We start from the raw sequence: 13,819 nt of genomic DNA on the forward strand, positions 1-13,819 counted from the left end.
TTGCAATTCCTCCTGCATTCATTCATTTTAATCTAAAACTTCATTCAGACGTTCTGTTCCCGGAAGAACAAACCGTCCATTCCTTATCAGTGTAACGGTTTCACCCGTTTTTGTAAAGACAATTATATCACCAAGTTCATCATACGGAATCGTAACATCTGTGTGGCAGTTAAAATATGCCTTGGAAATATCCGTATTTCTGAGAGCCGAGCACTCGTTTTCTTTTGCAATAATTTCTTTTCCGTCCGGGTTGTGCAAAACCACATCTTCACTCATAGAATAACAGGTATCACCAAGAGCAAAATGCGGTCCTGTCTTTTCTGCAATCAAAATCGGCAGTTTTGCCTCAATGCCAAACTTTCTTCCCATCACATAGGCTGTCGTATTCGTACCAATGGCAAACTCGCCAATTGGCAGTGTCTCACGGTTATGAAGAATATTTTCCTTGATATATTTTCTGCCCTCTTCTTCCTCTTCGTAATTCGAACAGGAATACGAAGTAACCATACCATCGGTAAAGGAAAACTCCAAATTTTCATAACGCAATTCATTTAGATAAACCTGTGTCACATGAAGTACGCCATTCGTTCCGGCCAGTTGAGGCGAAGTAAACACCTCGCCAACCGGAATATTTACATCTGCGAGACAATTTTCAAAATTTGTCTGTTTCGCAGGCTCCGTCAATTCATGTAGAGAAATCCAAATATCCGTGTGGTTTTTACCTCGTCCTGTCACATGAACTTTTTCGCCCAAATCCAGTGCATCAATTAAGTGCTGCTGAATTTGTTTGTATTCTTCCATGTCCAGTGTATTGACCTTTACTGTTTCCTCAAAAATATCTTCGAAATCCTCACCAATTTCCGGAATCGGATAGGCGATAATCGTGAAGCTGTAAGAGTCTTGAGGAATATACCGGTTTTGGAGCAAAGAATAATCTCTGCGGTAAGAAACCGAAAGCTCCTCCTGCTCTTTTTTATACGCCGGACTTTCCTTTTTCACTTTCGGAGAAAATAATTTCTCCCCAAACACTTCAATCACTGCCGGTCCGGCATACAAAGAAGCCTCTTCCCGATACGATTCAAATACTTTCTCAGAGATTTTTAATCTTTCCTGCACCAGTGCATGATTCAGATATAAAGCATCGTCAAAACGATGATCATACTGATACTGTTTATTCGGCGATGTGCTGACAACACCAACAGCCTGCGTATTTGTCTTTCTTGTAAATACTGGCTTTAATCCCATTTTCTCAAACTGTAAAACCGCCTGTCTTACCATTGGCTCAAAACCAATATGATAACGAATCTGCACGGTCTTTTTCTTCATCAAATCAATCCCCGCAATTTCAAAGCCCTTGCGATAGCCTTCCGTATAAGTAGACGCCATGGCTGAAAGTTTTTCGATTGGCATTTTCCCTAAGAACTCCGCCATCCGAATTTCATTCTCCGTAACGTATTCCCCATAGCGGTACAAATAATCGGTATTTGCAAAATCACTTTTCATCACAATATTGTAAATCAGAGTTTCCTCCGGGCAAAGCAAATCATGAATGTTTTTCTCAATGCGGTCCTCTGCATAATCATGAACATCGTAGTAAATCGTCTCTTTCAGGTAGCGCTCGGTTTCCTCCTCCAAAGATAATACAGAAACCACCTGCAAAAACAACTCCATGCATCTTGTTACTTCTTCTTCGTCCTCTTCAAACGCCGCTACAATACTGTCACGGAATCTGGCATAAAACCAGCACAAATACTGTCCGGTCTTTTCGCCGAATTTCTTAACACAATATGCCGGATTTGCGTACGAAGTTTCATAATTATCCCCCGCTATTTCTTCGTAAAGACTGTCTGTCCATTCTTTTCGCTGTTTTGCGTCTTCTGTACCATCCATTACATGAAAAATCGTCACAAATAAATGTGCCGCTTCCTTGATATAATTGCCAAATGCGCCGTCAATCTCCGTCTCCAGTTCCATAATACGATTTTTTGCAAGTTCGTATCGCTCCATCTTTTTATTCTCCTTTATTCCAATAATTCAAAATTCAAATTCAGCAAATGCTCATTAATTTCCATAACACTCATTTTTCTGCTGATTCCGTATAAAATAATGCTGTCCCGCTGATTACGCGGATACAGGACCGGCAGTTTCCATGACCGAAGCAGCCTCTGCGTCTGCTCCACGGTAAGTTCAAATGCAATGCAGAGTGCTATCACTTTGCCCTGCGACGGATTTTTCCGCTCACCATTTAAAATATGATACACATAAGAGCGTTCCAAACCACTCCGCCTGATAATATCCGTAGGCTGTAAATTTTTCATGTTCAAAAGACGATTCAAATAGTCTCTACTATCAAACTCGTCAAACTCATCCTTGTTTTCATTGGCAAACGACTCAAAATCCTGTTTCGTCGTCGCAATTTCATGTAACAGTTCTCCTGTCGATTTCTTCGATTTCACCTTGGTATTCTCCCCAATTCTTCCACAATTTAACAAACAAATTATAGTACACAAATGAGAAATAGTCTATAGTTATAATTTTTTTTTGCCGAAATGTGTTTTTTGTGATAAAATATATATAAAATTTTTAAGTAATGAAATGAAGGGAATGGTTTTTATGGAACTTAAAGAATTTATGGACGTATCCAAACTGCAAAAAATTCAGGACAATTTTTCCGACGCTACCGGCCTTGCTGCAATTGCTGTCGGAAATGACGGACAATATTTAACAGAGGGCAGCAATTTTACTGAGTTCTGCATGAAGTACACACGTGGTTCAAAAGAAGGAAACCGCCGCTGTGTCAAGTGTGACAACGAAGGCAGTGGAACTTACTTCTGCCATGCGGGACTTATGGACTTCTCAGTCGATATTAAAGTAGGCGATGAAAAAGTGGGTGCAATTATCGGAGGACAGATTCTTCCGGAAGCCCCGGATGAAGAAGCTTTCCGCAAAACAGCAAGAGAACTTGGCATTGATGAGGACGAGTATATCGCCGCACTTAATAAAGTGACAATCAGTTCCGAGGAAAAAATCCGAGCTGCCGCCAATCTTTTAGAATTAATTGTAAACCAGTTAGTCAATCTGGAATACTACAAATACACAAATGCTTCCATGCTTCATGCATTGCAGAAAAAAACACAGGAGTCAGCCTCCTTTGTCGATGTCATTAACAAGGACACCAGCCAGTTGAAAGCAATTTCCAGCAAACAGCGTATGCTTTCTCTGAATGCAAGTATTGAAGCTGCCAGAAATGGCGAAGCCGGTGCCGGATTTGCCGTTGTTGCAAACAGCATGCAGGATTTAGCCGAACAGTCCGCTGCCATTTACAATAACATTGAAGAATCCGTTCAGGGAATCACAGACACATTCTCTGAGTTAATTAACATTTTTAACGACTAATCGTGAAAAAGTACATAATCCGGCAAGCAGTAATACCGGAAAAACAATTGCAGTTAATATTCCCAGGCGCAGATTACCGGAAAACGCACTGGAAACAAATCCAACGAGGGTCGGTCCTCCGGAGCATCCTAAGTCTCCGGCAAGTGCAAGCATTGCAAACAGGATCGTCCCTCCTCTTTTTATGGCTGCCGATGCCTTACTGAAAGTTCCCGGCCACATAATTCCCACAGAAAATCCACAGATAGCACAGCCAATCAGTCCAACTATCGGAACCGGCACAAGAGAAATGCACAAATACGAAGCAACACACAATACACAGCTTCCTTTCATAAATCGGTCTAAATTAAGTTTTTCACCGTATTTTCCATAAATCAAACGCGACAATCCCATCAAAACAGAAAACATCATCGGTCCGACCAAATCCCCCACTGTCTTCTGGATATGAAGTCCTTTTTCAGCAAATGTGGATGCCCACTGGCTCACTGCCTGTTCTGATGCACCGGCGCAGAGCATCATCGCCATCAAAAGCCAAAACACCTTTACTCGAAACAGTTCAGAAATTGACATCCCACTCTCCCCTTCTTCATGAAGGCTGTAAATAGGAACTTTCGTAAACAAAATTAAATTAGCTGCCGGCAAAAACACCCAGATTAGGGCAAGAATCTTCCAATGCGATGTTCCAAACAAAGCAAAAAAAAGTGTGGACAACAAAACAACACCGGTACATCCCCAACAGTAAAATGAATGTAACAAACTCATGGCTGATTCTTTATTATCCGTCGGACACGCTTCCAAAATCGGACTAATCAAAACTTCAATCAAACCGCCACCGATGGCATAAACCATAACGGCAAGCAAAATGCCGTAAAATTGATTTGAAAACAATTCCGGTAAAATCGTAAGCAGAAAAATACCGGTTCCCGCACAAGCGTGCGCAATAATAGCCGATGCCCGATATCCGATTTTATCAACAAAACCGGCTGACAATAGATCAACCACTAATTGAATCACGAAATTCACCGTGATTAACAGCGTAATTTGTGTCAGTGGAATATGATACTCCGTCTGAAAGGTCACAAATAAAAGCGGGACAAAGCTATTCACCACCGCTTGCACGATATAACCAATAAAGCAGGCATACATTGTCATTTTATAATTATTTTTCATTCCACACACCTCATTTATCATCTGAACTAATTAAACCATTTACACTCGATTTTTGCAACCATTGATTGACGTGTTCCTGCAAATTATGAGATAATACAAGAGCTGAATAAAATAATACAAATACGACAATAGGGAGTTTTTTATGGAAACAAAAAAAACGGCAAACGAAATCGTCATCGCGAAATTAAATACCGCCTCTGACCGCCTGACAGAACTTGTAGAACAGGACGGGTTTTATTATGTGCGAAAGGAAATCACGCCAGAACAGTATCCTGTCATAAAACAGTTCTATGAGTACCAGCAGCACTCCCCCTCTCCTGCCATTGTTACAATTTACTCCGTCTACGAAAAAGAGGGACACTTCTATATCAATGAAGAATGGATTCGTGGGGAAAGCGTGGAAGAACATCTTTATCTGCAAGGTCCATTTTCAAAAGATGAAGTAATCCGTTATGCAATGGATTTATGCCAGGGTTTGCAGTGGTTTCACAAGCACAATATGATTCACCGCGATGTCACCCCCGCAAATGTTATCATTTCAGATGACAAAAAGGCATACCTCATTGACCCTGGAATTTTACGCGAACTAAAAAAAGACAAACCAAGTGACACACAGATACTTGGCACTCCCGGATATGCAGCCCCAGAGCAGTTTGGCTTCACGCAATCGGATGCCCGCACCGACATCTATGCACTCGGTGTACTCATCAATCAGATGACAACCGGAAAAATGCCAAAAGAGGCGCTTCCAAAAGACAGACGTCTGCGAAAAATTGTAACCAAGTGCACACAGATTTCTGCCAAAAAACGATATGTAAACTGTCATCAGATTTACAAACAACTCGATGCCGTTTTACCGGAATACACCCCTGCTGACATCCGTTTTCTCAGAAAAATTCCGGGATTTCGCAGCGCTACTTTGTGGAAAATGATTCTGGCAGTGTGCCTCTATCTTTTTGCCCTGCTCGCCTTTTTATCACTTGCCTAATAAAAGTCGACTGTCAGGACACCACAGACGAAAGAAAATTTCATATCCTTATTCTTGTAAAATACATGGTTCTTTGCAAGGAAATTTATGTTGTATTTTTCAAGGAAATATTCTCATGTAAATACTCATGCAAATGTGCTACTCTATGTTACATGGGATAATAAGGAGGAAAAAAATGGAATATGCAACAGAAGCACTTTCCGATGAGGCGAGCGAAATTACACCAAATGACCTTGCCGGCGATTATGCGTGTATCGCCGAAATCATTGGAATTGAAAATACGATTTTATTACATAAGCACTATCGCGGTCAGCAAATCACACTTCCTCAACGTCTATATTCTGTTCAATATGTCGTAAAAGAAGTGGAACGGCAGCTCGGCACTCATTCACTCTCTGATTTGGCGAAGAAATACGGATATACTGAACGCCGGTTGAGACAATTAATTAAGGAGGATTCAAAATTATGATGTGGATTTATTGTTTTTTAGCTTTTATTGTTTTTCTTATCTTACTGATCATTTACTTGTTCCGTCACAAACGAAAAAAAAACATTTCAAAACCACTTCGTATAATTGTGTGGGGTACGGGCATTTTGACACTAGCTCTTTTGGCAATTTCCTGTTTCTTGCCACAAGATACGCAATCGAATGAAATCAATCAGAAAGAACAAACGGAATTTTTCCGTATTTCCAACGCCATAAACAATGGCAAATTTGACCATATTCTTTCTGACATTGATACGCTGTTTCCACCTACCAAAAATTTGGATTCTACCAGACAAGACAATCGCTTTATTCTTCTTCGTTTGTATTACGAAAAAACCGGTGATACAAAGAAAGAAAAACAGTTGCTTGAGGAAACCCAAAAAGACACATCCATGATGAGTGATGAAGTGATTAAAAAAATCGTAGAAAACCGATTGAACGAACTTCAATAATAAAAGAGGAAGCGCCTTGCGGGGTTGCTTCCTCTCTTTCTATTACTGCACTGCCTCACCTTTAATAATGCTTTTTACAAGTTCATCTTCTTTATCAATTTCAGGATTGTTTTTAGCTTCATTGATTAATTCTTTTGCCTTCCTTGTATCACCAATCTTTTTATAATAATTCCATAGAAGTACAAAACGGTTACTTACGTCCATTCCTTTCACTTCATCCTTCTTCGGATAAAGTTTATCAATATCCTCAAGCACATGGTCAACTTTATTGTTTTGTATGTTTTCTGCTATTCTGGCTTGTTCTTTTGCTTGATTTAAGTCAATTTTTTCTGATTCAACACCAAAGAAATGACCTAATATAAAAAATCCAATTGTTGCTAAAACAAATATTCCGGAAATCACCAATAATATAATTGGTTTTCTCTTTTTTACCTTATACCTAATCAAAGTAATAACGATAAAAATAATTGCTAAAACTAGCATTAATATCGCAAACGATGAATAGTCAAAAACGTATTGAATTGTTGATTGTTCATTCATATTATTTTACTTCCTTTTTATTCTTTAATTAAGATGTGAAAATTGTATCCAAAATAGATGGCCAATCGTTTAAATCCTGTTCATTTCCATCAAATTCATAATACTTAACTTCAAACGTTCCCTCTTGCATATCTAGTTTGAACATAATCTCACAATTTACATCTTCACCATCATAAGTACACTGACCTGTGAAATCAATAATTTGTTCTCCGTCCATTTCTACATATGCCCAATGCGGATTATTAAAGAAATCCTCAAATGCTTCCCCATAAGTTTTATCCAGATAATCCGTCGGAGTTGCTGTTTTGATTAATTGAACATAGTAATCCTCGTCCTTTTTTTGCGTGCTATCTTCTGACGATGTTGTCGCGTCCTCACTTGTTGGTTCTTCTGTCACTTCTGGCGTTGCTGTTGCTTCATCCGATGAATGACTATTATACTTCTCCTTATACGCCTGATTATATAAAATATCCTCTTTCTGTGTCTCATCTAATGTAATCCCATTTTGAGAAGCATATTTCTCGAACATAGTAAATAAAATTTCTTTCATTGTTGATTCTTGTTCTTCTTGTGATTTTCCAAATCCAAGAAAGCTGACCTCCATCGGTGAGTTTACATCAATGTCAGAGATTGGAGCATACGAATCCGGATAATTAAACTGAATGGTAATGTCGTTTTCTACATCTCTATAGGTATATTTCGCATTAACTTCAACAATTAAATGTTGACCATCCTTATTTGAAAATGAATTAAAATACCCCCAATTGACATCTGTACATGCAGCCTCTATTGCCTGACCATACGTAATATTGGGAATACTAGCCGGTGCTGATATCATCGTATCAGATGATAAGTCATTTGCCGTTTTTTCATAAACAATAGGAATTGCACATGCAATTATTGTAACTATAATAGATTCCACAATTGTAGTAATAATACGGAACGTAGAATAATTCAATTTTATTCTATGTCTTACAAAAAGAACACCAAATATAGCAAATCCTACTGGCAAAAACCTAAGCAACCATTTTATCCAAGTCATATTTTTCCTCCTAAAACTATGTGCACGACTAACAGAAATATAGCCCAGCATACATATTCATTTTACTCACTCTTCCATTCAACTTCGTATTCATCCATTAATCTATCACGTTCTTTTTCGTATTTATCATAAACAGAATCTGCATCTTCAATAAGTTCATTTGCTTTTGATATTCTATCTTCATCCTGAGTATCAACAGCATCTACCATTTTATTATATGCTTCTAATTTTTTTGTCAAATATTGAATAAGTAATGACTTCATCTCATTAAATTCAGTATATTCACCAAAATCCACATTGCTTGCCTGTTTAACCATCTTTTCGTAATTCGGAATAACTGTATCCTGCAAAACCTGCTTAAATTCAGCATCCCCACTATTTTCATCTTCTTTCACCTTGGTATACGCATCATTTGCTTCTGTCTCTAGTTCCTTTGCTTCTGACAAATCCACGTTAATAAACTGAAGTAACCGGTCCTGTTTATCCGAATCCACACAACCGGTAACACCAACCATCACAACAAGTGTCATACACATCACTAATATTTTCTTTAAAGTTTTCATATAAAGTCATCTCCATTTTCTTTGTTAAAATTATAATTTTGTTTTCTAGTAAGAACCAAATTTGTCATTTGCCGACATTATAACAATCTTATGACCTCGAATTGATTTTTCATCACTAAATCTACTAATCAACGCAAGGATTAATCCCATAATATCGGCACCATACGTACCCGAACCCATCATAAACATTTCTTCACTATTTGGCGGAAAACTGTTTACATACCACGAATTTGGTGGCGACATAAAAGATAATTTATAAACATCTTCATATGCCACACTATGAATACGCTTGTTATAATAAAAAATAATTCGTTCTGAAGTTAATGCAACAAACTTTTTAGGCGGATTTGCACAACGCAATGCAGAATTAATCGCCAAAATTATTTTTTCATCTGCTCCTATTGCATTTGACAAAACCTGACACACACCGGAATAAAACGTATTATTCTTTTCCGGATAGGTAAAATCACTATTACTGCTGCATTTTTCATACAAACTGTTTATTAACTCGTCTGTTGTCTTTCCACTGCATAGTTCATCTACCATGATGTTCCAGCTTTCTTTACAGGTTTTACTCATATCCATGTCACGTTGAATAAACAAACGCTCCACAATGTTTTCGCTTTCTCTCTCATCCGCAACTAAAAACTCTCCGGAATTTGCCCGTTCAACGGTTTGACGGAGCGCATCCGTAAAATCCTGAAAAGTCTTTGGTGCCATCAGTGTAACAAAAGAATATTCAGCTCCTGATTTTGTTGTGATAACCAGTTTACTGCCAAAAACACTCCAAAAAAGAATTAAGTCAATAATCAAAGTAGCACCCACAGTAAAAAATGATGCAATCGCAAGCAAGCTGAGTAAAATAATATTACAAACACTCATATGACGTTTTACATTAACAGACGCTATATCCTTGTAACGAATCTCCCTTACCTTTTCATAGTTTTGTGGAGCCGTTCGTATAATCAATCTATCCTCTGCAAAATCTAACATACTTGCAATTCTAGTATTAAGAAAACCAAACTTTTCTCCTGTTGCTGAACGAAATAAAATTTGTTGACCTAATAAATCATTGTCAACATAAATTTCCTGTTCATTCATAATTTACACCTCCTCTTTTTATATTTGTAAATAAAATTACTAAATACACTTTAATTGATAGGAACAGAAATATCATTGGAAAAATACAAGATTATTTTCCTTTTCAACTCCGCACCCACACAAAAAAAACACCCTTCCGGGTGCTCTCCATCTACCTTCAAATCCATTGATTCAATTCATATGAGCAGCACGATAAGCCGAGTTCTGTCGTTGAGTGACCATCTATCTGGACCTGCTGTTGCCAACAGGCTCTAGCGACCTACCCGGAAACACGACGGGCCGCCGTATTGCTTCCTGTTCGGTCTTGCTTCGGATGGGGTTTACATATGCCCTCCCTGTTACCAGAGAGGCGGTGAGCTCTTACCTCGCCATTCCAACCTTACCACGGGCAAAGCCGTGGCGGTATATTTCTGTTGCACTAGCCTGGGAGTCGCCTCCACCGGACGTTATCCGGCATCCTGCCCTGCGAAGCTCGGACTTTCCTCACCCATTCCCTTTCGTCTGAATGGGCGCGGTCACTTGTGCTGCTCATAATGAAATCACCCTAATAATATACCACCACCGATAAATTCGCGCAAGATGGAATTCAGTGGAACATCATGTGGGTCAATTGGCAAGAAATAATCCAAAAACTTAAGCAGACGCTGTGCCTCCGCATATTCCGGACAATCCTTAGTCACCTGGAACAGTAACGGATCTGCATAAAGTTTCATAGCGGCCAGTTCGTAAATCAGTGCCGAGTTAAACATCGCGTCTGCCTCTTCCTGATAAGGGAAAATATTCTGGCTCTCGCCGCGGCGGACGGAATCCCACATAGAAATCGTTTTCTGAGCTGTATTACCACGGGTTCTTGCGTCTCTGATAATTCGGCGCAAAAGCCGTCCTTCCGTCGTTGGAATACGATTGTGGTGATCGATATTTAATGTCGTCAGTGCACTGATATAAATCTTGTATTTATCCTTTTTCGGGATGGAATATGTCAGTTTATCATTCAAGCCATGGATTCCCTCTATAACAAGGATATCCTCACTGCCAAGCTGCATAACCGGTTTATCGTATTCTCTCATACCGCTGATAAAATTATATGTTGGCAGCTGAACCGGTTTGCCGGCTAAAAGATTTGTCAAATCTTCATTAAACTGCTTCGTATCAATGGCACCAAGGCACTCATAGTCGTATTTTCCATTGGCATCTCTTGGTGTATCTTCACGATTTACAAAATAATCGTCTAAACCAATCGGATGAGGTTTCAGACCAAGGGTGCGAAGCTGAGTCGACAAACGATAAGAAAATGTTGTTTTACCGGATGACGAAGGTCCTGCGATTGTCACGATACGGCAGCCGCGCTCCGCAATCTGCACCGCAATATCTCCAATCCGTTTTTCGTGCAGTGCCTCCTGTGTCAGCATCAACTCCTGAAAACCACCATTCACAATGATTTCATTTAACTCGCCAACTGTAGAAACCTGCATTTTTTCACTCCACTCATTTGCCATCTGCATCGTGTGGTACTGTTTTATGCTTGGTTTAAATTCAGGCATTGTAACAGGTGCCTCTTTTTTCGGAACCACAAAGACAAAACCATCTTCAAAAAGTTCCAGACGAAAATGAGTCAAAATACCGGTACTGTATGGCATGGCACCATAATAATAATCTGTAAAATCGCCTAAATGATATACCGTCATGCGTGAATTTCTGCGGTATTTTAACAGATTGCTCTTATCTGACATATGCTTTTTTTCAAACATCCGTCTGGCATCTCTGGTTCGCATCACAACTTTTTCAAAACGGATATCTTTTTTTACATCTTCACGCATCCGCTTTTCCAAACGGTTAAGCAGTTCCTTTGTCGGTTTTTCTTTTGAATTTAAATGGCAGTAATAACCACTGTCTAAACAAAAATCAATCGTTATCCGGTCCTCTTCCTTAAATGCCTTTTCTTCCTGAATTGCCTTCAGCAAAAGCATTGACATACCACGTATGTAAGCACGCTTGCCATCACTGTCTTTTGTTGTACAAAAGGAAACCGTCGTTCCATCAATCACTTCATGGTATAATTCCTGAATCACACCATCCACTTTTGCGACAATAATCGGAAACTCATATTCTTTTTCCACCTGTTTACTTATATCAAACAGCGTAGTTCCTTCTTCGCATGTTATTGTTTTATCTCTCCATGTGATTTCCATGGCAATTCCTCCCTTCCGTTAGGAAAACAAATTAGAATTTGTTTAAAATCCAGTTAAGCCCCGTAATCTCTTCTGTCAATTCTTCCACACGGGCACCGGCACCGGATGTCTTTTGCATATTTAATGTTTCCTGCAATTTCATTTTTTTATCTCGTTCATCCAGTAAAAACTTACGATAAGCGGTATCGCTCACTTCCGGCAAAAGCCGTCCGTATTCATACTCAGCCGGCTCATAAGGAGTTTTTTCCTCTCCTCTTACTGCACGCATCGCAAGATACGGTTTACCGGCATCCATACAAAACTTTTCCTTTTCAATGAAAAAGCCTATCTTATGAATCATCTTTCTGACTTCGTATAAATCGGACTGCGCCTGAATTACAAGCGTGGAAACCTCCTGCATAACTTCCGGCGACTGCTCAAGAATCCGGCAGACTAACATACCGCCCATACCGGCAATCAAAACGGTATCGACCTCTCCTTGATTTAACGCCTGCATGCCATCACTCAAACGGCAGTCAATGCAATCACTAAGACCTGCCTTTTCAATATTTTCCCTTGCATGAGCAATTGGTCCCTCATTGATATCCATGGCAATAATTTTTTTACATGCTTTTTTTGAAGCAAGATAAAGAGAAACATAACCATGGTCACAGCCGACATCCGCCACTTTTGCTCCATCAGGTACAAGTGAAGCATTCATTGCCATACGGGCAGACAATTCTATTGTATGCTGCATTAGTCCAAATAATCCTTTAATTTACGGCTGCGGCTCGGATGACGGAGTTTACGGAGTGCCTTCGCCTCAATTTGGCGGATACGCTCTCTTGTTACGTCAAATTCTTTGCCGACTTCTTCAAGTGTACGGGCACGTCCATCCTCTAAGCCAAAACGTAGACACAGAACTTTCTGCTCTCTCTCAGTTAACGTTCCAAGAACCTCCACAAGCTGCTCTTTCAAAAGAGTAAAGGCTGCTGCTTCTGCCGGCACCGGTACATTATCATCCTGAATAAAGTCACCCAAATGACTGTCTTCCTCTTCACCGATTGGTGTCTCAAGCGAAACCGGCTCCTGTGAAATCTTCTGAATCTCACGCACGCGCTCAACCGGAAGTCCCATCTTTTCCGCAATTTCTTCCGGATACGGCTCACGTCCCAATTCCTGCAAAAGCTGGCGCTGAACACGGATTAATTTATTAATTGTCTCCACCATATGAACCGGAATACGAATCGTTCTTGCCTGGTCGGCAATCGCTCTTGTAATCGCCTGACGAATCCACCAGGTAGCATAGGTACTGAATTTGTAACCTTTGCGGTAATCAAACTTTTCAACCGCTTTAATCAGTCCTAAGTTTCCCTCCTGAATCAAATCCAAAAACAGCATACCACGTCCGACATAACGTTTGGCGATGCTGACAACCAGACGCAGGTTTGCCTCTGCCAGACGTTTTTTTGCCTCCATATCACCGGCTTCCATTTTCATTGCCAAATCTTTTTCCTCCTCGGCGGTCAAAAGCGGCACTTTACCGATTTCTTTCAGATACATACGAACCGGGTCCTCAATGCTGACACCATCCGGAACTGCCATTTCGATATTTTCCAGTTCTTCCTCGGTTGGCTCATCTTCAACATCCAGAATAATGTCATCCTCAGTGTCACTTTCCGGCACCATTGCAACAATTCCTTTATTTTCCAAATACTCGAAAACTTTTTCGGTCTTGTCATCATCAAGTTCCATTCCCTGGTCTGCGAACACCTTCTCAATTTCACTGAGTTCCAGTACATTTTCCTTTTTCTTGCCCAATTCAACAAGCTCATTCATAATTGTCAGCATTTTCTGCTGTTCGTCTACATTTGTATTTTCCTTATCCATCTTTTCCTCCATTTCTGTTGTCAAA

At 39.8% G+C, this 13,819-nt stretch carries 14 protein-coding genes and 1 other RNA gene; 4 read left to right on the plus strand and 11 right to left on the minus strand.

Annotation, left to right across the window (positions count from 1 at the left end; all coding sequences use genetic code 11):
- Nucleotides 1-27 precede the first annotated feature (27 nt).
- A complete protein-coding gene (locus DW005_RS07900; RefSeq protein WP_117478846.1) occupies nucleotides 28-2,007 on the minus strand; it encodes an aminopeptidase in 1,980 nt (659 codons plus the stop codon).
- A 14-nt stretch (nucleotides 2,008-2,021) separates the two neighbouring features.
- A complete protein-coding gene (locus tag DW005_RS07905; protein WP_117478847.1) occupies nucleotides 2,022-2,456 on the minus strand; it encodes a helix-turn-helix transcriptional regulator in 435 nt (144 codons plus the stop codon).
- 157 nt (nucleotides 2,457-2,613) lie between these two features.
- Between DW005_RS07905 and DW005_RS07910 the strand changes: the two genes are divergently transcribed.
- Nucleotides 2,614-3,396 carry a PocR ligand-binding domain-containing protein gene (locus DW005_RS07910; protein WP_117478848.1) on the plus strand — a complete coding sequence of 261 codons (783 nt, stop codon included), beginning with the start codon at nucleotides 2,614-2,616 and terminating at the stop codon, nucleotides 3,394-3,396.
- Here the strand turns inward: DW005_RS07910 and DW005_RS07915 are convergent.
- Entirely contained in the window at nucleotides 3,373-4,563 is a 1,191-nt protein-coding gene (locus tag DW005_RS07915; RefSeq protein ID WP_117478849.1) for an MFS transporter, read from the minus strand. The genes DW005_RS07910 and DW005_RS07915 overlap by 24 nt on opposite strands.
- Nucleotides 4,564-4,705: 142 nt before the next feature.
- Between DW005_RS07915 and DW005_RS07920 the strand changes: the two genes are divergently transcribed.
- The 3 genes from DW005_RS07920 (at nucleotide 4,706) to DW005_RS07930 (ending at nucleotide 6,490) form a co-directional block, all read left to right on the plus strand.
- Nucleotides 4,706-5,551, plus strand: a complete 846-nt coding sequence (locus DW005_RS07920) for a serine/threonine-protein kinase (RefSeq protein WP_117478850.1) — start codon at nucleotides 4,706-4,708, stop codon at nucleotides 5,549-5,551.
- A gap of 175 nt (nucleotides 5,552-5,726) precedes the next feature.
- The gene (locus tag DW005_RS07925) at nucleotides 5,727-6,020 is read left to right on the plus strand and encodes a Mor transcription activator family protein (protein ID WP_117478851.1); all 294 of its coding nucleotides are present in this window, start codon (nucleotides 5,727-5,729) and stop codon (nucleotides 6,018-6,020) included.
- Nucleotides 6,017-6,490 (plus strand): hypothetical protein, encoded by a 474-nt coding sequence (locus DW005_RS07930; RefSeq protein WP_117478852.1) that lies wholly within the window; start codon nucleotides 6,017-6,019, stop codon nucleotides 6,488-6,490. Before DW005_RS07925 ends, DW005_RS07930 begins: the two co-directional genes overlap by 4 nt.
- Nucleotides 6,491-6,532: 42 nt before the next feature.
- Here the strand turns inward: DW005_RS07930 and DW005_RS07935 are convergent, their stop codons facing one another.
- The 8 genes from DW005_RS07935 to rpoD all read right to left on the minus strand — a co-directional run bounded on the left by DW005_RS07935 (nucleotide 6,533) and on the right by rpoD (nucleotide 13,794).
- Nucleotides 6,533-7,030 (minus strand): hypothetical protein, encoded by a 498-nt coding sequence (locus DW005_RS07935; protein WP_117478853.1) that lies wholly within the window; start codon nucleotides 7,028-7,030, stop codon nucleotides 6,533-6,535.
- Between the two features lie 28 nt (nucleotides 7,031-7,058).
- Nucleotides 7,059-8,072 carry a hypothetical protein gene (locus DW005_RS07940; RefSeq protein WP_117478854.1) on the minus strand — a complete coding sequence of 338 codons (1,014 nt, stop codon included), beginning with the start codon at nucleotides 8,070-8,072 and terminating at the stop codon, nucleotides 7,059-7,061.
- A gap of 62 nt (nucleotides 8,073-8,134) precedes the next feature.
- Nucleotides 8,135-8,635, minus strand: coding sequence for a hypothetical protein (locus DW005_RS07945; RefSeq protein WP_117478855.1), 501 nt, complete (start codon nucleotides 8,633-8,635; stop codon nucleotides 8,135-8,137).
- Between the two features lie 45 nt (nucleotides 8,636-8,680).
- Nucleotides 8,681-9,736, minus strand: coding sequence for a hypothetical protein (locus DW005_RS07950; RefSeq protein WP_117478856.1), 1,056 nt, complete (start codon nucleotides 9,734-9,736; stop codon nucleotides 8,681-8,683).
- Between the two features lie 177 nt (nucleotides 9,737-9,913).
- Nucleotides 9,914-10,267: RNase P RNA component class A (rnpB, locus tag DW005_RS07955), an RNA gene on the minus strand.
- 8 nt (nucleotides 10,268-10,275) lie between these two features.
- Nucleotides 10,276-11,925, minus strand: coding sequence for a nucleoside kinase (locus DW005_RS07960; protein ID WP_117478857.1), 1,650 nt, complete (start codon nucleotides 11,923-11,925; stop codon nucleotides 10,276-10,278).
- 31 nt (nucleotides 11,926-11,956) lie between these two features.
- Nucleotides 11,957-12,661, minus strand: a complete 705-nt coding sequence (locus tag DW005_RS07965; RefSeq protein WP_117478858.1) for a class I SAM-dependent methyltransferase — start codon at nucleotides 12,659-12,661, stop codon at nucleotides 11,957-11,959.
- The gene (gene rpoD / locus DW005_RS07970) at nucleotides 12,661-13,794 is read right to left on the minus strand and encodes an RNA polymerase sigma factor RpoD (protein ID WP_117478859.1); all 1,134 of its coding nucleotides are present in this window, start codon (nucleotides 13,792-13,794) and stop codon (nucleotides 12,661-12,663) included. Before rpoD ends, DW005_RS07965 begins: the two co-directional genes overlap by 1 nt.
- Nucleotides 13,795-13,819 lie beyond the last annotated feature (25 nt).

Source organism: Clostridium sp. AF36-4, assembly GCF_003435975.1.
GTDB lineage: Bacteria > Bacillota > Clostridia > Lachnospirales > Lachnospiraceae > Eubacterium_F.